Annotated in this window: 19 protein-coding genes; 14 read left to right on the plus strand and 5 right to left on the minus strand. The window is 70.8% G+C overall.

Annotated features, from left to right (window positions below; translation table 11 throughout):
• Window positions 1-12: 12 nt before the first annotated feature.
• Window positions 13-1,071 (plus strand): ABC transporter ATP-binding protein, encoded by a 1,059-nt coding sequence (locus tag OG462_RS28275; protein ID WP_406061823.1) that lies wholly within the window; start codon window positions 13-15, stop codon window positions 1,069-1,071.
• Window positions 1,064-2,152, plus strand: coding sequence for an ABC transporter ATP-binding protein (locus OG462_RS28280; protein ID WP_406061825.1), 1,089 nt, complete (start codon window positions 1,064-1,066; stop codon window positions 2,150-2,152). Before OG462_RS28275 ends, OG462_RS28280 begins: the two co-directional genes overlap by 8 nt.
• A gap of 77 nt (window positions 2,153-2,229) precedes the next feature.
• Here the strand turns inward: OG462_RS28280 and OG462_RS28285 are convergent, their stop codons facing one another.
• Both OG462_RS28285 and OG462_RS28290 read right to left on the minus strand, forming a co-directional pair.
• Window positions 2,230-2,610 (minus strand): peptidoglycan-binding protein, encoded by a 381-nt coding sequence (locus OG462_RS28285; protein ID WP_406061826.1) that lies wholly within the window; start codon window positions 2,608-2,610, stop codon window positions 2,230-2,232.
• A 38-nt stretch (window positions 2,611-2,648) separates the two neighbouring features.
• Complete coding sequence (locus OG462_RS28290; protein ID WP_406061828.1) at window positions 2,649-3,032, minus strand: peptidoglycan-binding protein; 384 nt, start codon at window positions 3,030-3,032, stop codon at window positions 2,649-2,651.
• Between the two features lie 263 nt (window positions 3,033-3,295).
• On the opposite strand from OG462_RS28290, the gene OG462_RS28295 reads away from it, so the two are divergent.
• The 7 genes from OG462_RS28295 to OG462_RS28325 all read left to right on the plus strand — a co-directional run bounded on the left by OG462_RS28295 (window position 3,296) and on the right by OG462_RS28325 (window position 10,766).
• On the plus strand, window positions 3,296-3,790 hold the full coding sequence (locus tag OG462_RS28295) for a hypothetical protein (RefSeq protein ID WP_406061830.1): 495 nt from the start codon (window positions 3,296-3,298) through the stop codon (window positions 3,788-3,790).
• A 153-nt stretch (window positions 3,791-3,943) separates the two neighbouring features.
• On the plus strand, window positions 3,944-5,569 hold the full coding sequence (locus tag OG462_RS28300) for an ABC transporter substrate-binding protein (protein WP_406061832.1): 1,626 nt from the start codon (window positions 3,944-3,946) through the stop codon (window positions 5,567-5,569).
• A gap of 85 nt (window positions 5,570-5,654) precedes the next feature.
• Window positions 5,655-6,578: an ABC transporter permease gene (locus tag OG462_RS28305; RefSeq protein ID WP_406061833.1), complete on the plus strand. Its 924-nt coding sequence runs from the start codon at window positions 5,655-5,657 to the stop codon at window positions 6,576-6,578.
• Complete coding sequence (locus OG462_RS28310; RefSeq protein ID WP_406061835.1) at window positions 6,571-7,557, plus strand: ABC transporter permease; 987 nt, start codon at window positions 6,571-6,573, stop codon at window positions 7,555-7,557. The genes OG462_RS28305 and OG462_RS28310 overlap by 8 nt, the downstream gene beginning before the upstream one ends.
• Before the next feature lie 6 nt (window positions 7,558-7,563).
• The gene (locus tag OG462_RS28315) at window positions 7,564-8,547 is read left to right on the plus strand and encodes an ABC transporter ATP-binding protein (protein WP_406061836.1); all 984 of its coding nucleotides are present in this window, start codon (window positions 7,564-7,566) and stop codon (window positions 8,545-8,547) included.
• The gene (locus OG462_RS28320) at window positions 8,540-9,646 is read left to right on the plus strand and encodes an ABC transporter ATP-binding protein (RefSeq protein WP_406061838.1); all 1,107 of its coding nucleotides are present in this window, start codon (window positions 8,540-8,542) and stop codon (window positions 9,644-9,646) included. Before OG462_RS28315 ends, OG462_RS28320 begins: the two co-directional genes overlap by 8 nt.
• 181 nt (window positions 9,647-9,827) lie before the next feature.
• A complete protein-coding gene (locus tag OG462_RS28325; RefSeq protein ID WP_406061840.1) occupies window positions 9,828-10,766 on the plus strand; it encodes a hypothetical protein in 939 nt (312 codons plus the stop codon).
• Between the two features lies 1 nt (window position 10,767).
• Here OG462_RS28325 and OG462_RS28330 read toward each other — a convergent pair whose 3' ends face one another.
• Complete coding sequence (locus OG462_RS28330) at window positions 10,768-12,933, minus strand: prolyl oligopeptidase family serine peptidase (protein WP_406061841.1); 2,166 nt, start codon at window positions 12,931-12,933, stop codon at window positions 10,768-10,770.
• A 181-nt stretch (window positions 12,934-13,114) separates the two neighbouring features.
• Between OG462_RS28330 and OG462_RS28335 the strand changes: the two genes are divergently transcribed.
• The 4 genes from OG462_RS28335 (at window position 13,115) to OG462_RS28350 (ending at window position 17,165) form a co-directional block, all read left to right on the plus strand.
• Window positions 13,115-13,309, plus strand: coding sequence for a hypothetical protein (locus tag OG462_RS28335; RefSeq protein WP_030207665.1), 195 nt, complete (start codon window positions 13,115-13,117; stop codon window positions 13,307-13,309).
• Window positions 13,310-13,463: 154 nt separating this feature from the next.
• A complete protein-coding gene (mshB, locus tag OG462_RS28340; RefSeq protein WP_406061843.1) occupies window positions 13,464-14,354 on the plus strand; it encodes an N-acetyl-1-D-myo-inositol-2-amino-2-deoxy-alpha-D-glucopyranoside deacetylase in 891 nt (296 codons plus the stop codon).
• The gene (locus OG462_RS28345; RefSeq protein ID WP_406061845.1) at window positions 14,351-14,731 is read left to right on the plus strand and encodes a DUF6113 family protein; all 381 of its coding nucleotides are present in this window, start codon (window positions 14,351-14,353) and stop codon (window positions 14,729-14,731) included. Before mshB ends, OG462_RS28345 begins: the two co-directional genes overlap by 4 nt.
• A gap of 517 nt (window positions 14,732-15,248) precedes the next feature.
• Window positions 15,249-17,165, plus strand: coding sequence for a hypothetical protein (locus OG462_RS28350; protein ID WP_406066756.1), 1,917 nt, complete (start codon window positions 15,249-15,251; stop codon window positions 17,163-17,165).
• A 139-nt stretch (window positions 17,166-17,304) separates the two neighbouring features.
• Here the strand turns inward: OG462_RS28350 and OG462_RS28355 are convergent, their stop codons facing one another.
• Window positions 17,305-17,529, minus strand: coding sequence for a hypothetical protein (locus tag OG462_RS28355; protein WP_406061847.1), 225 nt, complete (start codon window positions 17,527-17,529; stop codon window positions 17,305-17,307).
• Between the two features lie 266 nt (window positions 17,530-17,795).
• Here OG462_RS28355 and OG462_RS28360 point away from each other — a divergent pair, with 266 nt between their 5' ends.
• The gene (locus OG462_RS28360) at window positions 17,796-18,326 is read left to right on the plus strand and encodes a hypothetical protein (RefSeq protein WP_406061848.1); all 531 of its coding nucleotides are present in this window, start codon (window positions 17,796-17,798) and stop codon (window positions 18,324-18,326) included.
• A 320-nt stretch (window positions 18,327-18,646) separates the two neighbouring features.
• Here the strand turns inward: OG462_RS28360 and OG462_RS28365 are convergent, their stop codons facing one another.
• Complete coding sequence (locus OG462_RS28365) at window positions 18,647-19,525, minus strand: tetratricopeptide repeat protein (protein WP_406061849.1); 879 nt, start codon at window positions 19,523-19,525, stop codon at window positions 18,647-18,649.

A 19,525-nucleotide genomic window follows, 5' to 3' on the forward strand; every position in this document is an offset into this window, starting at 1 on the left:
GAGGGCGTAAAGGTGACCATCATCGACAACACCGCGACGGTCCCGTCGCCCCGCGACGGCGCCGACCACAACGGTCCGCTGCTCGAAGTCCGAGACCTGCACGTCGAGTTCCACACCCGTGACGGTGTGGCCAAGGCGGTCAACGGCGTCAACTACTCGGTGGACGCCGGCGAGACCCTCGCCGTCCTCGGCGAGTCCGGCTCCGGCAAGTCCGTGACCGCGCAGGCCATCATGGGCATCCTCGACATGCCGCCCGGCAAGATCCCGCAGGGCGAGATCCTGTTCCGCGGCCAGGACATGCTGAAGATGTCCGAGGAGGAGCGCCGGAAGATCCGCGGCCGGAAGATCGCGATGATCTTCCAGGACGCGCTGTCCTCCCTCAACCCGGTCCTGAGCGTCGGCTACCAGCTCGGCGAGATGTTCCGGGTGCACCACGGCATGTCCAAGAAGGACGCCAAGGTCAAGGCCATCGAGCTGATGGACAAGGTCAAGATCCCCGCCGCCGCGGCGCGGGTCTCCGACTACCCCCACCAGTTCTCCGGCGGTATGCGCCAGCGCATCATGATCGCCATGGCACTCGCCCTGGAGCCGGACCTGATCATCGCCGACGAGCCCACCACGGCTCTCGACGTGACCGTCCAGGCCCAGGTCATGGACCTCCTCGCGGAGCTCCAGCAGGAATACAACATGGGTCTGATCCTGATCACCCACGACCTCGGCGTCGTCGCCGACGTCGCGGACAAGATCGCCGTGATGTACGCCGGCCGGATCGTCGAGCAGGCGCCGGTGCACGAGCTGTACGGCCGCCCGGCCCACCCGTACACCCGCGGTCTCCTGGACTCGATCCCGCGCCTGGACCAGAAGGGCCAGGAGCTCTACGCGATCAAGGGCCTGCCGCCCAACCTGCTCAAGGTCCCCACCGGCTGCGCCTTCAACCCGCGCTGCCCCAAGGCCGACGACATCTGCCGCACGGAGATCCCGGCCCTGGTGCCGGTCACCGAGCAGGACGGCGCGGATCTCCCGGGCCGTAAGAGCGCCTGCCACTTCTGGAAGGAGACGATCCATGGCTGACCTCAGCAAGAACGACGAGGCCGTGGCCGCCGCCGTCGAGGCCCCCGTAGGCCGCGGCGAGCCGATCCTCCAGGTGCGCGGCCTGAAGAAGCACTTCCCGCTGACGCAGGGCATCCTGTTCAAGAAGCAGGTCGGCGCGGTCAAGGCCGTGGACGGGGTCTCCTTCGACCTCTACCAGGGCGAGACCCTCGGCATCGTGGGCGAGTCCGGCTGTGGCAAGTCCACGGTCGCCAAGCTCCTGATGAACCTGGAGCGGGCCACCGCCGGCGAGGTCTTCTACAAGGGCCAGGACATCACCAAGCTGTCCGGTCGCGCGCTGAAGGCCGTCCGCCGCAACATCCAGATGGTGTTCCAGGACCCGTACACCTCGCTCAACCCGCGTATGACGGTCGGCGACATCATCGGCGAGCCCTTCGACATCCACCCCGAGGTGGCCCCGAAGGGCGACCGGCGCCGCAAGGTGCAGGAGCTGCTCGACGTCGTCGGTCTGAACCCGGAGTACATCAACCGGTACCCGCACCAGTTCTCCGGCGGTCAGCGCCAGCGCATCGGCATCGCCCGCGGCCTCGCGCTCAACCCGGAGATCATCATCTGCGACGAGCCGGTGTCGGCCCTGGACGTCTCCGTCCAGGCGCAGGTCATCAACCTGATGGGGAAGCTCCAGGACGAGTTCAACCTCTCCTACCTCTTCATCGCGCACGACCTGTCGATCGTCCGGCACATCTCGGACCGCGTCGGCGTCATGTACCTCGGCAAGATGGCCGAGATCGGTACGGACGAGCAGATCTACGAGCACCCGACGCACCCGTACACCCAGGCGCTGCTCTCCGCGGTGCCGGTGCCGGACCCGGAGGCCCGCGCGCACCGCGAGCGGATCATCCTGACCGGTGACGTCCCCTCGCCGGCGAACCCGCCGTCGGGCTGCAGCTTCCGCACCCGTTGCTGGAAGGCGCAGGAGAAGTGCTCGCAGGAGACGCCGCTCCTGGCGATCCCGCAGCACTTCGACGGTCTGGACACCCCGGCCGCCCACCTCTCGGCGTGCCACTTCGCCGAGGAGAAGCAGGTCGTCCCGGTGCACTGACGCACGGAACGTGTGACACGACGAAGGGCGCCCCGGTCCAGTACGGACCGGGGCGCCCTTCGCCGTGCGTGCGGCCGTCAGTAGCTCGTGGGGACGTACCGGTAGCAGTGCTCGAGGTACGTCTGGCCGTACTTCAGGATCGCGTCGCCGGTCCTGGGGCCGACGATGCCGTCGGCCCCGGACGGGCCGAACCACCCGTTCTGCATGTACCGCACGGCCTCGTCGGTCTCGGGCCCGAACGAGCCGTCCTCGGAGATGTAGGGGTGCGGGATGCCGTAGTACGCGATGGCGTTGTTGATGTTCTGCTGCACGCACATCACGGCGTTCCAGTTGTTCGTCTGGCCGTAGCCGACGTACCCGACGCCGCGCTGCGCCTCGGCCGATCCGGCGAGGGTGAGCGCGGCCAGGGCCGTCGTCGCGGCGACGACGGCGGTGCGGGTGGCGAGTCTTCTCAGCACGAAGGTGCCTGCTTTCCTGGTGGACGGGGCGGTGGCGGTCAGCGGGTGGTGGGGACGTAGGGGTAGCAGGACTCGAAGCTCGCGAACGTGTACCGCATGACCAGGTCGCCCGTCCTGGGGCCGACGATGCCGTCGGCCTCGGCGGATCCGAGGCGCCGGGCCTGCACGTACCGGATCGCCTCGTCGGTCTCGGGGCCGAACACGCCGTCCACGCTGATGAGCTCGTGCTGCGTGGCGTAGGACTCGCGGATGATGCCGTTCAGGCCGATCTGCACGCACCTCACGGCGTTCCAGCCGTTCGCCTGGCCGTAGCCGATGTACGCGGCGCCGGGCTGCGCCTGGGCGGATCCGGACAGGGCGAGCGCCGCCAGGGCCGTCGTGGCGGCGACGGCGCCGGCGCGGGCGGCGAGTTTCTCGAGCATGGCGGTTCACGCCTTCCAGGGGAGTTCCGGTTCGGGAGGAGTCGATGCGGCATGTCCATGCCCGTCAACGGTCGAAACCCTAGGACGCGGGAAGGGCGTCGGAGCCGTCCCGGGCGTCCCTGGGACGCCCGGGTGCGGCGGGACGAGGGCGCGCTCGTCCCGCCGAGCACCGCGGGACGGTCCGCAGCCGGATCGGTCTTGTCCACGGGCCGGGCCGCTCCCTAGCGTCGGGCCGTTCCCGGCGGAGTGACGGAGAGGTCATCGTGAGCATCAAGGCAAGAATCGGCATGTTCGTCGGCATCGTGTGCACCGCACTGATGTCGCTGATCGCCGCACCCGGAGCGGCGTTCGCCGCGACCTGCTACAACTACGGCTGCGACGGCACCAACCCCGACTACATGCCCTGGAACGGCACGGCGGTGACCCGGCTGGGCCCGATCGGCAACGGCGACGGCTTCACGATCGCGCTGCGCTCGGGCACGGCCAACGGCAGTGTGTACGCCTGGGCCCGGATGACGTACGCCCCGGGCAGCAACGAGCACCTCCGCTACGTCTCCATCCAGCGCTGCACCGTGGACGGCATGCAGTGCACCTCCAACCTGGGGGTGAAGGCGGGCGGCACGTCCGGCTGGACCTCCCAGGTCTCGACCAACACGTACGCCACCTGGTCCGGGGTCGCCTACGACTCCGGCCTCAAGTCGCGTGCCTGTGTGTACGACTCGACCGACGGCGGCACCACGTGCACCGGCTGGTGGTAGACCCCCGGCGCTGAAGCAGGGACCGGCAGGCCGCAGCGAAGCTCGCTGCGGCCTGCCGTCGTCGCACCGATGGGTGCCGATGAAATGCAGGGCGTCCGCTTTCAGGTGATATTGAGCTCTAAGTCACACTTAGGGACATCTGGGAGGCACTCCATGCGCGGAGCCACGCACGCCAAGTGGGCCGCTCTGGCCACCGCCGTCGCCCTCGCGGCGACCGCCTGCGGTGGCGGCGACGACAGCGGCGGCGGAGGGGCCGACGGCATCGTGAGTTCCTCGTGGGGCGACCCGCAGAACCCGCTGGAGCCCGCCAACACCAATGAGGTGCAGGGCGGCAAGGTCCTCTCCATGATCTTCCGCGGGCTCAAGCAGTACGACCCGAAGACCGGCGAGGCGAAGGACATGCTCGCCGAGAAGATCGACACGACGGACTCGATCAACTTCGCCATCACGGTCAAGGACGGCTGGACCTTCTCCAACGGCGAGAAGGTCACCGCCAAGTCCTTCGTCGACGCCTGGAACTACGGGGCCCATCTGAAGAACAACCAGAAGAACGCCTACTTCTTCGGCCAGATCGAGGGCTACGACCAGGTCCACCCCGAGACGGGCGAACCGACCGCCGAGACCCTGTCCGGCCTCAAGGTCACCGGCCCCCAGACCTTCACGGTCAAGCTCACCCAGAAGTTCTCCACCTGGCCCATCACCCTCGGCTACGCGGCCTTCTCGCCGCTGCCCCAGACCTTCTACGACGACCACGCGGCCTGGCTCTCGAAGCCCGTCGGCAACGGCCCGTACACCGTCGACTCGTACTCCAAGGGCTCCCAGATGGCCCTCAAGCGCTGGGACGCCTACCCCGGCGCCGACAAGGCCCAGAACGGCGGCATCACCCTCAAGGTCTACACCGACAACAACACCGCCTACACCGACCTGACGGCCGGAAACCTCGACCTCGTCGACGACGTCCCCGCCTCCCAGCTCAAGAACGTCCAGGCCGACCTCGGCGACCGGTACATCAACGTCCCCGCCGGCATCATCCAGACCCTCTCCTTCCCGTTCTACGACCCGGCCTGGAACAAGCCCGGTCAGGAGAAGCTCCGGCAGGGCCTCTCGATGGCGATCAACCGCGACCAGATCACCGAGACGATCTTCCAGAAGACCCGTACCCCCGCCGTCGACTGGACCTCCCCGGTCCTCGGCGAGGCAGGCGGCTTCAAGGACGTCTGCGGAGACTTCTGCAAGTTCGACGCGGCCGAGGCGAAGAAGCTCGTCGCCGAGGGCGGCGGCATCCCCGGCGGCACGATGACGATCTCGTACAACGCCGACACCGGTTCCCACAAGGAGTGGGTGGACGCCGTCTGCAACTCCATCAACAACTCCCTCGGCAACAACCGGGCCTGCGTCGGCAATCCGGTCGGCACCTTCGCCGACTTCCGCAGCCAGGTCAGCACACAGAAGATGAAGGGCCCGTTCCGCGCCGGCTGGCAGATGGACTACCCGCTCATCCAGAACTTCCTGCAGCCGCTCTACTACACCAACGCCTCGTCGAACGACGGAAAGTACTCCGACCCGGAGTTCGACAAGCTCGTCAACCAGGCCAACGCCGAGTCCGACATCGCCAAGGCCGTCGGGATCTTCCAGCAGGCCGAGGGCGTCCTCCGCGACGACATGGGCGCCATCCCGCTCTGGTACCAGAACGGCAGCGCGGGCTACTCCGAGCGCGTCTCCAACGTGACCCTGAACCCCTTCAGCGTCCCCGTCTACGACCAGATCAAGGTCAACTGACGCAGCTCGTCGGCGTACGGCCCGGCCTGGCGATCACGCGCGAGCCGGGCCGTACGCCTTCCCCACACCCCCCCCGGAGCCCCTCATGGGACGTTATGTGATCCGGCGTCTGTTGCAGATGATCCCGGTCTTCATCGGCGCCACCCTGCTGATCTTCCTGATGGTGAACGTGATGGGCGACCCCGTCGCCGGTCTCTGCGGCGACCGCGCCTGCGACCCGGCGACCGCCGCCCAGCTGGAGAAGGAGTTCGGCCTCGACAAGCCCGTCTGGCAGCAATACCTGATCTACATGGGGAACCTGTTCACCGGCGACTTCGGCACCGCCTTCAACGGTCAGCCGGTGACCGAGCTGATGGCGGACTCCTTCCCCGTGACCATCCGGCTCACCATCGTCGCGATCTTCTTCGAGATCATCATCGGCATCAGCCTCGGCGTCCTGACCGGCCTGAAGCGCGGCCGCCCCGTCGACACCTCCGTGCTGCTGCTCACGCTGGTCGTCATCTCGATCCCGACCTTCGTCACCGGTCTGCTGCTCCAGCTGCTGCTCGGCGTGAAGTGGGGCTGGATCAAGCCCGCCGTCTCCTCCGACGCCCCCTTCAACGAGCTGATCGTCCCCGGCCTCGTCCTCGCCTCCGTCTCCCTCGCGTACGTCACGCGGCTCACCCGGACCTCCATCGCGGAGAACAAACGAGCCGACTACGTCCGCACGGCCACCGCCAAGGGCCTGCCGCGCCACCGCGTCATCACCCGCCATCTGCTGCGCAACTCGCTCATCCCGGTCGTCACCTTCATCGGCGCCGACATCGGCGCGCTGATGGGCGGCGCCATCGTCACCGAGCGGATCTTCAACATCCATGGCGTCGGCTACCAGCTCTACCAGGGCATCGTGCGCCAGAGCACCCAGACCGTCGTCGGCTTCGTGACCGTCCTCGTGCTGGTGTTCCTGATCGCCAACCTGCTCGTCGATCTCCTGTACGCCGTCCTTGACCCGAGGATCCGCTATGCCTGAGCCGCTTGAGCCGTTCGACGACGGGCGCGCCATCGATCACACGGGGGCGGGGGGTGCCACGGACCTCGCCATGGAGGAGGGCGAGTCGCTGGAGAAGACCCCGGGCGGCCCCCTGGGCACCGGCCCGGCCAACAAGCCCCGCTCCCTGTGGTCCGACGCCTGGCACGACCTGCGTCGCAACCCCGTCTTCATCATCTCGGGCCTGATCATCGTCTTCCTGGTGATCATCTCCATCTGGCCCTCGCTGATCACCTCGGGAGACCCTCTCGACTGCGATCTGGCCAAGGCCCAGGAGGGCTCCCAGCCCGGCCACCCGTTCGGCTTCAACGGCCAGGGCTGCGACGTCTACACGCGCACGGTGTACGGCGCCCGGACCTCCGTGTCCGTCGGCGTCCTCGCCACCCTCGGCGTGGCGCTCCTCGGCTCCGCCCTCGGCGGCCTGGCCGGCTTCTTCGGCGGCGGCTGGGACGGGTTCCTCTCCCGGATCACCGACGTCTTCTTCGCCATCCCTGTCGTCCTCGGCGGGCTCGTCCTGCTGTCCGTCGTCACCAGCAACACCATCTGGCCCGTCATCGGCTTCATGGTGCTGCTCGGCTGGCCTCAGATCTCCCGCATCGCCCGCGGCTCGGTCATCACGGTCAAACAGAACGACTACGTGCAGGCAGCGCGGGCGCTGGGCGCCTCCAGCTCCCGGATGCTGCTGCGGCACATCGCCCCCAACGCGGTCGCCCCGGTGATCGTCGTCGCGACCATCGCCCTCGGTACGTACATCTCGCTCGAAGCGACCCTGTCGTACCTCGGTGTCGGCCTGAAGCCGCCGACCGTGTCGTGGGGCATCGAGATCTCCGCGGCCTCGCAGTACATCCGCGTCGCCCCGCACATGCTGCTCTGGCCGGCGGGCGCGCTCGCCGTCACCGTGCTCGCGTTCATCATGCTCGGCGACGCGGTGCGCGACGCCCTCGACCCGAAGCTGAGGTAGGCGCCCATGCTGCTCGAAGTGAGCGATCTCCACGTCGAGTTCCACACCCGCGACGGGGTCGCCAAGGCGGTCAACGGAGTCAGCTACTCCGTCGACGAGGGCGAGACGCTGGCCGTGCTCGGCGAGTCCGGCTCCGGCAAGTCCGTCACCGCCCAGGCCGTCATGGGCATTCTCGACATCCCCCCGGGAAAGATCACCCAGGGCGAGATCCTCTTCCAGGGCCAGGACCTCCTGAAGCTCAAGGAGGACGAGCGCCGCAAGATCCGGGGCGCCAAGATGGCGATGGTCTTCCAGGACGCGCTGTCCTCGCTCAATCCCGTCGTCAGCGTCGGCGACCAGCTCGGCGAGATGTTCCAGGTCCACAAGGGCATGTCGCGCAAGGACTCCCGGGCCAAGGCCATCGAGCTGATGGACCGGGTCCGCATCCCCGCCGCCAAGGAACGCGTCGGCCAGTACCCGCACCAGTTCTCCGGCGGCATGCGCCAGCGCATCATGATCGCGATGGCGCTCGCCCTCGAACCCGAGCTGATCATCGCGGACGAGCCCACCACAGCCCTCGACGTCACCGTCCAGGCCCAGGTCATGGACCTGCTCGCCGAGCTCCAGCGCGAACTCAACATGGGCCTCATCCTCATCACCCATGACCTCGGCGTCGTCGCCGACGTCGCCGACAAGATCGCCGTCATGTACGCGGGCCGGATCGTCGAAAGCGCCCCCGTCCACGAGATCTACAAGGCCCCCGCCCACCCGTACACCAAGGGCCTCCTCGAATCGATCCCGCGCCTGGACCAGAAGGGCCAGGAGCTGTACGCGATCAAGGGCCTGCCGCCCAACCTGCTGAACATCCCGCCCGGCTGCGCCTTCAACCCGCGCTGCCCGCTGGCCCAGGACGTGTGCAGGACCGACGTGCCCCCGCTGTACGACGTGACCGAGTCCCCGGTGCCGCGCGCCAGCGCCTGCCACTTCTGGAAGGAGTGCCTCCATGGCTGACACGGCCGAGGCGATTCTCGAAGTCCGGGACCTCCACAAGCACTACCCGCTCACCCAGGGCATCCTCTTCAAGAAGCAGGTCGGAGCGGTCAGGGCGGTCGACGGCGTCGACTTCGACCTCGCCGCCGGCGAGACCCTCGGCATCGTCGGCGAGTCCGGCTGCGGCAAGTCGACGGTCGCGAAGATGCTGGTCAACCTGGAGCGGCCCACCTCCGGCACCATCCGCTACAAGGGCGAGGACCTCACCAAGCTCTCCCCGCGCGCCCTGAAGGCCGTCCGCCGCAACATCCAGATGGTCTTCCAGGACCCGTACACCTCGCTCAACCCGCGCATGACCGTCGGCGACATCATCGGCGAGCCGTACGAGATCCACCCCGAGGTCGCCCCCAAGGGGGACCGGCGCCGCAAGGTCCAGGACCTCCTGGACGTCGTCGGCCTCAACCCCGAGTACATCAACCGGTACCCGCACCAGTTCTCCGGCGGCCAGCGCCAGCGCATCGGCATCGCCCGGGGCCTCGCACTCCAGCCCGAGATCATCGTCGCGGACGAACCGGTGTCGGCGCTCGACGTCTCCGTCCAGGCGCAGGTCGTCAACCTCCTCGACAAACTCCAGTCCGAGTTCTCCCTGTCGTACGTCTTCATCGCCCACGACCTGTCGATCGTGCGGCACATCTCCGACCGGGTCGGCGTCATGTACCTCGGCCGGATCGTCGAGATCGGCACCGACGCCCAGATCTACGACCACCCCACCCACCCCTACACCCAGGCGCTGCTCTCCGCCGTCCCGGTCCCCGACCCCGACGCGCGCGCCCACCGCGAACGCATCATCCTCACCGGCGACGTCCCCTCCCCGGCCAACATCCCGTCCGGCTGCCGCTTCCGCACCCGCTGCTGGAAGGCCCAGGAACGCTGCACCCTGGAAGTCCCGCTCCTCGCCGTCCCGGCCGTCTTCCGCCTCACCGACAGCCCGGCGAGACACGACTCGGCCTGCCACTTCGCGGAGGAGAAGCACGTGGTCCCCTCGGAGAACGGCGAGGACGAGCCCGAGGCGCCGCCCACGAGCGGCACGGACATGTTCAAGAAGCCGGAATCGCCTTAACGCGCAGGCAACTTGACGGAAGCGGTTCCGATATACGGACACGGCACAGTGAACAACGTACGGCCGTGCGGGTGCCGTGAACCGGCCGGGGCGCGCCATGTCGCCCCGGCCGGTTGCACACGCCCCACAGGTTTCGCGGAACCGCTTGTTTCGGTTGGTGGCGACCGTGAGTATCGGGATCGTGACTGTGACACGACCGGCACGTCTCACGGGCGCCGCGCTCTGCGCCGCGCTCGCCCTCACCGCCGCCGTGTGGATCCTCAAGGATCTCGCCGCGCTCGGCTCGCCCGTCGACCTCGCCTGGTACTGGGCCGGGGACCACCACTTCCTCATCCGGGGCCGGTCCGCCACCTCACTGATCGACCCGGTGCTCCTCGTCGTCTCCGCGGCCACCGTCGTCGCCGCCGTCCGCTCCCGGCACGCGGCCTCCGCGCTCACCGCCGTCGGCGCCGTCACCCTCACCCTGCGTCTGCCCGGCCTCTGGGCGCCCGACAGCGGGGCCCTCGTCACCGCGCTCCTCGAACTGGCCCTCGCCGCCGGTCTCGTCGTCACCGCCGCCGTCGGCCGCCGCCCGGGCACCGCCTCGTACGAGCCGCTCCCCACCCGCCCGCGTAGGGGCCCCGGCGTCGCCGCCGGAGTCCTCCTCGCGGTCAGCGCGCTCGTCGTGACCCTGTGGGAGCTGTACTGGGCCACCGAACTGCCCCTGGAGATCACCGTCGACCGCTTCCTCGGCGGCCGGTCCGTCATGAAGGCGGCCCTCGCGCCCCCGCCCGGCTGGCTGTCGCTGATCCTCGTCGCCCTGTACGGGACCGCCGCCGTCTCCGCCTTCCTACGGGCCCGCCACAGCCGGGCCTTCGGGCTGCTCGCCGGGGTGTTCCTGACGGCCGGCGGCCTCGCCGAGGTCGCCAGGACCACCCGCTACGAACTGATCGGCCGCTTCGGGGACCTCCCGACCGCCGCTCAGCTGAGCGTCCTCACCGCCTTCTTCGGGCTGCTCGCCGGTATCGCGGTGCTCGTCCTCCTGGCCGGGCGCGGCACCCCTGCCGGTGCGCCGAGCCCGTACCCGCCGGCCGGGATGCCGCCCCCGGCCCCGCCCTACCCGCCGCCGCCCGGCTGGTGACTCAGCCGCGCTCCAGCCGCAGGGACCGCCTCAGGAAGTCCACCTGGAGCAGGAGCAGGTTCTCCGCGACCTGCTCCTGCGGCGTCATGTGCGTCACCCCGGACAGCGGCAGCACCTCGTGCGGCCGGCCCGCCGCAAGGAGCGCGGAGGAGAGCCGCAGCGCGTGCGCGACGACCACGTTGTCGTCGGCGAGACCGTGGACGATCATCATCGGCCGCACGGGCACCTCCGGTCCGGAGAGCCCGTCGTCGGTGAGCAGCGACTGCGCCGCGTACACCCCGGGATCGTCCTGCGGGGCGCCGAGGTACCGCTCCGTGTAGTGGGTGTCGTACAGCCGCCAGTCCGTCACCGGCGCCCCCACCACGGCCGCGTGGAAGACATCGGGCCGCCGCAGCACCGCCCGGGCCGCCAGATAGCCGCCGTACGACCAGCCCCGGATCGCCACCCGCTCCAGGTCCAGCGGGAAGCGCTCGGCGAGGCCCTGGAGGGCGTCCACCTGGTCGTCGAGGGTCGGCCCGAAGTCCCGTGCGATCGCCTTCTCCCAGGCGGGGGAGCGGCCCGGGGTGCCCCGCCCGTCCGCCACGACCACCGCGAAGCCCTGGTCGGCGAACCACTGGGAGGTGAGGTGCGGGTTGTGCGCGGCGAGCACGCGCGGCCCGTGCGGACCGCCGTACGGATCCATCAGGACCGGCAGCGGCCCGTCACCCTCCTCGTACCCCGAGGGCAGCAGCACCGCGCACGGGATCCGCCGCGCGCCGGCCTCCGTGAGCCGCACGCGCGCGCGGAGCACCGGATCCTGGGCGTACGAGGCCACCACCGCGACCTGTTCGCCGTCCCGCAGCACCCGCGCCACGCTCCCCGGCGTCTCCGGCCGCGCCGACACCAGGACGGTCACCGCACCGGAGCGCACCGCGCCGTGCACACCGACGCCCTCGGAAAGCCGCTCGGCGCCCTCACCGGACACCCGGTACACGTGCACCTCACCGGTCTCCGGCAGCACCGCCTCCGCGCCCGCCGACGCCGACACGAGGACGTCCTCGGCCCCGATGTCGAGCACGGCCCGGACGTGCAGCGCGGCATCGGTCAGCGCCCGGTCGCCCACGGCCAGCACCCGGGCCCCGCTCTCGTCCGTGAGCCGTACGAGCCGCCCGTCCGGCGACCACGCCGGCACCCCCGGCAGCAGCTCCAGCCACACCGGGTCCTTCTCCGCCCGTACCGTCGTCGTCTCCCCGGACTCCGGGTCCACCGCCAGGAACAGCTGCTCTCGCTGGTCCCGCGCCTGGACGAGGAGCAGCGGCGCCCCGGCCGCCGACCAGTGCACGCGCCCGAGGTACGGGAACCGCTCCCGGTCCCACCGCACCTCCGTGCGGGCCCCGTCGAGGTCCATGACGAAGAGCCGGACGTCCGCGTTGGCCGTACCCGCCGCCGGGTACGCCACCTGCTGCGGCTCCCGGTCCGGGTGCGCCGGGTCCGCGATCCACCAGCGCCGTACCGCCCGGTCGTCGGCGCGGGCCACGAGCAGCCGGTCGGACGCGGGGGACCACCAGAAGCCCCGGTCCCGGGTCATCTCCTCCGAGGCGATGAATTCGGCCAATCCGTAGGAGACATGCGCGTCCTCCGGAACGGCCAGCTCCCGGTCGCCCGAACCGTCCGCGTCCACCACCCGCAGCGCGCCCGCCGTCACGTACGCCACGAACCGTCCGTCCGGCGAGGGCCGGGGGTCGATCACCGGCCCCGGCACCGGCAGCTCCCGCGCCGTTCCGGCCCGCAGCTCCGCCGTGAACAGCCGCCCCGACAGGGCGAAGGCCGCCAACTCCACGGCCCCGTCCACCGCGTACGTCACCACACCGGCCGAGCCCTCCCGGCTCCGCTCCCGGCGCGCCCGCTCCTGCGGCGACAACTCCTCCTCCGCGCCCGCGAGCAGCACCTCCGGGTCGGCCGCCACCCGCTCCACGGGCGCCCCGCCGTCGCGGGGCAGATCGAGGACCCAGAGCCGGTGCGTACGGTCCACACCGGACGCGGCCCTGACGAACACGACGCGCTCCCCGTCCGGGGAGACCGAGAAGGCACGCGGAACTCCCAGGGTGAACCGCTGGGTCCGGGCGTACCGGCGGGGAAAGGAGAGCCCGGCCGAGGGTGTGGCCGGCTGCTGTCGAGACGAGGTCATGCGGCTGAAACTAGCGCTGTGCGCCCCCCTCGTGCCTCCGTCCGCCGATCGATGCGGCCGCACGGATAGTTATGATCCGTAGCGCTGGGTGGGTATGCATCCGACGGGCCTGCCCTCTGGCACATGCTGATCGACCGAACCACTCGAATATCCGACCGAAGAAGTGTGGAGGTGAACCGCCGTGGCACTCTCGATCTCCGTGGTGGTGCTGCTGGCGATCGTCGTCTTCCTTCTGATCCGGAAATCCGGGTTGAAGGCTGGACATGCGGCGGTCTGCGCGCTCCTGGGCTTCTACCTGGCGAGCTCGTCCATCGCCCCGTCCATCAGCACCCTCACCACGAACGTGGCGAACATGGTCGGCGGCCTCAAGTTCTGAAGTGACGCAGCCTGAAGTGACGCAGCCTGAAGTGTCGCGGCCCGGGGTGTCGCGGCCCGGGGTGTCGCGGCCCCAGGTGACGCGGCTCGGGGTGTCGCAGCCCGGGAGGCCACGGTCCGAGCGCTCCGGCGCGCCGACCTCGTAGGGTGGGGACATGTCCGATCTCCCCGCCCGCCGTCTGCTGCTCGTGCACGCGCACCCGGACGACGAGTCGATCAACAACGGCGCCACCATGGCCAGGTACGCGGCCGAGGGCGCCCTTGTCACCCTGGTCACCTGCACGCTCGGCGAGGAGGGCGAGGTCATCCCGCCGGACCTCGCCCACCTGGCCCCCGACCGGGAGGACCGGCTCGGCCCTCATCGGATCGGCGAACTCGCCGCCGCGATGGCCGAGCTCGGCGTCACCGACCACCGCTTCCTCGGTGGCCCCGGGCGCTTCCGCGACTCCGGAATGATGGGCGTCGAGCAGAACAAGCGCGACAACGCCTTCTGGAACACGGACGTCGACACCGCCGCCCCGTACCTCGTCGAGGTGATCAGGGAGACCCGCCCGCAGGTCCTCGTCACCTACGACCCCGACGGCGGCTACGGACACCCCGACCACATCCAGGCCCACCGGGTCGCCATGCGCGCCGCCGACCTGGCCGCCGACCCCGCCTACCGACCCGACCTCGGGCCGGCCCACACGATCGCCAAGATCTACTGGAACCGGGTCCCGCGCCCGGTCGCCGAGGCCGGCTTCGCCCGGCTTCGGGCCGAGGGCTCCGCCTTCCCGGCCGCCGCCGCGATCGACGACGTCCCCGGCGTCGTCGACGAGGACCGGATCACCGCCGAGATCGACGCGGGACCGGAGCACACGGCCCGCAAGAGCGCGGCGATGGCCGCCCACGTCACCCAAGTCGCGGTCGACGGTCCGTTCTTCGCCCTCTCCAACGACCTGGGGCAGCCGATCTTCACCACGGAGTACTACGAGTTGGTACGGGGTGTCCCGGGCGCCCCCGCCGGTACCCGCGAGACGGACCTCTTCGCCGGGGTGACCGCATGAACCCCACGACGCCCGGCGCGCCCGCCGTCTCCCGTAACGTCCGATTCGCCTGGTACGCGGGCCTGGTCGTCCTCGGCGTCCTCGTCGGGACCGCGGGCGCCCTCGTCCAAGCCGCCTGGCTCCCCGGCGGCTTGATCCTCGCCCTCCTCGCGACCGCCGCCCTCTTCTACGGAGCACTGCGGGCCACCGGTACCCAGATCGGCGTCGTCGCGGGCGGCGGCGGCTGGCTGGTCGCCGTCATCCTGCTCAGCTTCGGACGCCCCGAGGGTGACGGGGTGTTCGGCGGGGGCGTCGGCGAGCTGCTCTTCCTCTTCGGAGGCATGGCCGTCGCTGTGATGTGCACCACGCTGGCCCGGCTGCCCCGACCGACCCCGTGAACAGGACGACTTGAGTCCGCGGACGTCCCGACTTCGGCCGGATTGACCGTCGTCCGTCACCCAGGAGTCAGCTATGTGACGGCGGCGGCCAGTATGGTGGTGCGCGCCGCCGAACCGCCCGGGTTATACGAGCATCAGCAAGAGCGGGCGGTGGAGCCAACCGGGAGATCCTGCTTTGAGTCGTGAAACTGGTCGAGAGACTGACAGTTCGTCCTCCGGCGCCCAGGGGCGCGGTGGAGCCGCGTACCCCTCGGGTACACCGCCGTACGGATCCCGCCAGTATCCGTCGCTCCACCCCTCGCAGGACGCGCCGGAGGAGAGTGCCGCCGCGCCCGCACCGCCGGAGGAGCCCAAGACCGAGACGACGCTGACGACCCGGATCCGGATCAACATCCCGGGTTCGCGTCCGATCCCGCCGGTCGTGGTCCGCACCACGGTCAACGAGGCGACCGCGCCGAAGCCGACGCCGGAGCCCGCGCCGGAGCCCGCTCCCGCCGTGGAGCCGGAGCCCGAGCCGATGGCGGCGCCCGAGCCGCCGCAGGCCGAGGAGCCGCCGAAGGCGAAGGAGACGAGCGACTGGTTCGCGCCCCGCAAGGCGGCGCCCCAGGCCCCCGCGCCCGCCCTGCCCCCGGCACCCACCCCGACCCCGAAGCCCGCTTCGCCCCTCGCCGGGCCGGATGCCCAGGGCACGGGCTTCGCGGGCTCCGCGACGTCCGGCGTCCCGACGGTCGGCACCACCCCGTCGAGCCGCCCGGTCACGCCGGGCAGGCCCACGGCGGGCAACCCGCTGTACGACAGCGGGACGCCGTCGGGCGGCACACCGATGTACACGGGCACGCCCGCGGGCGGGACACCGATGTACACCGGCACGCCCGCGGGCGGGACGCCGATGTACGACGGCCCGCAGGGCGCCGGAAACCCGGGCAACAACGGAAACCGGGGCGGCAACGGAAACCCGGGCGGCAACGGGAACCGGGGCGTCGGAAACCCGTTCTACGACGGCACTCCCGCCGCCGGCACCCCGATGTACACCGGGACGCCGGCCGGCGGTACGCCCGCGTACCGCGGCCCGGCCGCGCCGACCGGCCCCACGACGGGCCCGGTCACCGGCACGGCCTCGCTGGGCGGCCCGGGCGGACTGGCCGGCCTGGCGGCCGGACCCGCCGGACCCGGTCAGGGCGCGGGCTCCCCGTTCCCCGGCGGAGGCCCCGGCGGTGCTCCCCGTATGTCCGACGACACCGCGATCCTCACCCCGCAGCCCCCCGCGCCGACCGCCCCCGGACGCGGCGGACCCGGCGCACTGGGCGGACCCGGGCGGCCGGCCGACGGCAACGGCCACGTCTCCGGGGACACGCTCACCAGCGGCATCCCGGTCGTCCCGCCGAAGGCGGCCCGCCCGAACCTCACCCCGCGCATCGAGGAGCAGGCGACCCCGGCCCCCGCGCCGCGCCCCGCACCGGCTCCCAACCGCGCCGCCCCGGCGAAGAAGGGCCGCTCCAAGCTGGTCCTCGTCGCCGTCGGAGTCTTCGGCCTCGCCGGAGTCGCGTACGGCGCCGGGCTGCTCCTCAACCACTCCGACGTCCCGAAGGGGACCACGGTCCTCGGCGTGGACATCGGCGGCGGTACGAAGGAGGAGGCCGTCAACAAGCTGGACACGGCCCTCGGCAGGCGCGCCGGGACCCCGCTCCAGCTCGGCGTCGGCGGCAAGAAGGTCCAGCTGGCACCGGACAAGGCGGGCCTGGCGCTCGACAGCGTGGAGACCGTCCGCGCCGCAGCGGGCAGCGACTACAACCCGGTCTCGGTCATCGGCTCCCTCTTCGGCGGCGAGCGGGTCGCCCGGCCGGTCTTCCCGGTCGACGAGGAGAAGCTCGCCGTCACCCTGGCCGACCTGGCCGGCACGTCGGCGTCGGCGACCGAGGGCACGATCCTGTTCGCCCCGAACAAGGTGACGCCCGTCGAGGGCAAGGCCGGCAAGGGCCTCGACGTCCAGCGCTCGATGATCTCCGTACGGGACGCCTTCCGCGCCCAGGTGGAGACCGGGCAGAGCAAGCTGGTCGAGCTGCCGGTCACGAACCGGCAGCCGAGCGTCAGCAAGGCCGAGGTGGACCGGGCGATGAAGGAGTTCGCGACGCCCGCGATGTCCGACCGCATCACCATCAGGGCGGGCGGCAAGGAGATCCAGTTCGGCCCGGCGCGCTCGCTGCCGCAGATCATCTCCATGAAGGCCGTCGACGGCCGCCTGGTCGCGGTCTACGACACGAAGGCGATCGAGCGGCTCCTCGACGGAGCCTTCAAGGGCGTCATGATCACCAAGACCGACGGCAGCAAGCACGAGGTCTCGCCCGACGACGTGGCCACCGTGATGGGTGAGGCGCTGCTCGGCAGGACCAAGGCCGAACGCACCAAGACGATCGACCTGAGCCCCAAGGGCTGACAGCCCCGAGCAACGCGTTCCGAGCCCCCGCCCGACGACCGTCGGCCGGGGGCTCGGCGCGTGGCGGGGCCGGGGCGCGGCCGGTACGTACGGCGGGACGACCGGGTGCGGCCGCTGTCGCGGGAGACGCGCGGGGTGATCACCAGTCACCCCCGTACCGCTGCCGCCTGGCACGCAGCCAGGCCTGGATCTCCCGGGTCTCGACGGGGGAGGCGGCCCGGAGGTCGTTCGCGTGGATCGTCGCGACGAAGCGCGTGAACCGCACCCGCCGGTGGGCGCCGTCCACGGAGATGACCTTGCCGGGACCGTAGACGTCGGTGCCCGTATGGGCGACGAAGGCGCCCGGGCCAAGAGGGGTGTGCATCGCGAGCCTTTCGCTCTGTGTGTGGTGCCGGTCACACAGGGGCGTGGCTCACGTTAGCCGCTCGCGAAGCGACGGCCGGTGGAAGGCGCGCAACAACGCCCGGAGCGTGATTCGCGCGAATGAACGGTTAATTCCAGATCCCAAACTAAAAATCAGAAAATAGGCTGAATACCTCGACGGGGGAGCCCCCGGACCGGGAAACTGTCCACAACAGGCCTGCACGCAGGCCTCGTTGGGCAAAGTCCACACCACATACGGGGGAGAACATGGCAGGAACTGCTCGTCGTTGGGTTGCGCGCATATCGGGCGTCGCAGCCGCATCGGCACTGGTTTTCGGCGGCACGACCGGCACCTCGTTCGCCATCGAGAACCCGCCCACGGTGGTCCTCACCGTGAACTTCGGCATCGTCGCGACCACGCATCCGGACACCGTGGGCTGTAACGGCTACAAGGTGGTCGGGACGGGGACCGCCGGCGGGGCGCCGACCAGCGGCGCCACCTGGACGCAGGACGAGGTGGCGTGTACCGCGACCGTCCCCGGCAAGTACGACATCAAGGGGACGGCGGTCCTCACGGAGAGCGACGGCGACAAGCTCTTCATCAGCTACGAGCTCTCCGCGCCGCTGACGTCGGACACGATGGTCTACCCGTCCGGCACGTTCAAGATCCTGCGCGGCGAAGGCAACTTCGAGGACTCGACCGGCAGCGGTCAGATGAACGCCAAGGTCAACCTGCTGGACCACGCTCACGCCAGTGCCACCTTGACGGGATACATCCGCAAGTTCTGGCAGATCTGATGGACGGCCGCCGGGCGTTTCCAGGCCCTCGGGGCGGCCGTGCCTGAGGGGGCGGGGTGGTGGGGGTACAGGTCGACGCCTGGACCCCCGCCGAAATCCACTCGCGTCCCCGCCCCGCCCGCACCTGACATCTGTCCCGAGGGCGGGGTCGTAGCACAGAGGTAATGCGCCGCGATGGCATCTCGGAGGGGGCTAAAAGCTGGATACGGGAGGCGGCTTGGGCACCCCGCAGCCATCGGGTCCTCCTGGGGCCTGTCCGGCGGATCGGGGTCGGACAGGCCCTGGCGGGTGTCTTGCCGATCAGGCCGGGCTCGCGCCGCCTAGTTCAGCCGCGCCCTCGCCGCCTGTGCCCGGCGGCGGATCGTCGTCGCCGACTCCGGGTCCACCGCGTCCATGACCTGTGCGTACGCCTCCATCTCCGTGGCCCCCGTCAGGAACGCCCCGCGCTGGACGAGCAGCTCGGCGCGCTCGTAGCGGAGTCTCGCCGGGTGGGAGGGGAGCAGCAGGGAGAGTTCCACCGCCCACAGGGCCACGTCGGAGCGCTCCGGACGGGGGGCCGCCCAGGCGCGGATGTTGTTGAGGACCCGCAGCGCGATCGCGCCGGGCTCGGCGGGCCGGAGCATCGAGCGGTCGAGGGCCTCGCCCGTCGCGCTCGTCACCAGGAGCTCGGCGTCCGTGCCCGTCATGGCGCGGCCGCCCGCGAAGGGGTCGGCGAGGTTCAGGTCGGCCGGGTCGCCGAAGCCCACGACGAAGTGGCCCGGCAGCCCGAGCCCGTACACGGGGGCGCCGGCCCGCCGTGCCACCTCCATCCAGACGACGGAGAGCAGGATCGGCAGGCCACGGCGGCGCCGCAGCACCGCGTGCAGGAGCGAGGACTCCAGACGCTGGTAGTCGGACGGCACGCCCTCGAAGCCTGCGCGGCGGCCGAGGAGCTCGGCGAGCGCGGTGGTCCAGTCGCCGGTGATCCGGGTGGCGTACGGGACGAGTCCGGCGAGGCGGTCGAGTTCGATCTCGGCCCCGTCCAGGTCGTGCCGGGTGACGGTGGGGTCGGCCACCGCTCCGATCAGCAGGCAGAGCCGGGCGAGGTCGGGCCGCTCCGACCGTGCCTCCTGCGCGAACTCCCGGCGCCAGTCGGGTGGGTCCGCGCTCTCGCAGGCACTCTCTGCCCCGCCCTCCGGTGGTGGTACGTCGTCCGTCAC

This window comes from Streptomyces sp. NBC_01077, from assembly GCF_045162855.1.
Classification (GTDB): domain Bacteria; phylum Actinomycetota; class Actinomycetes; order Streptomycetales; family Streptomycetaceae; genus Streptomyces.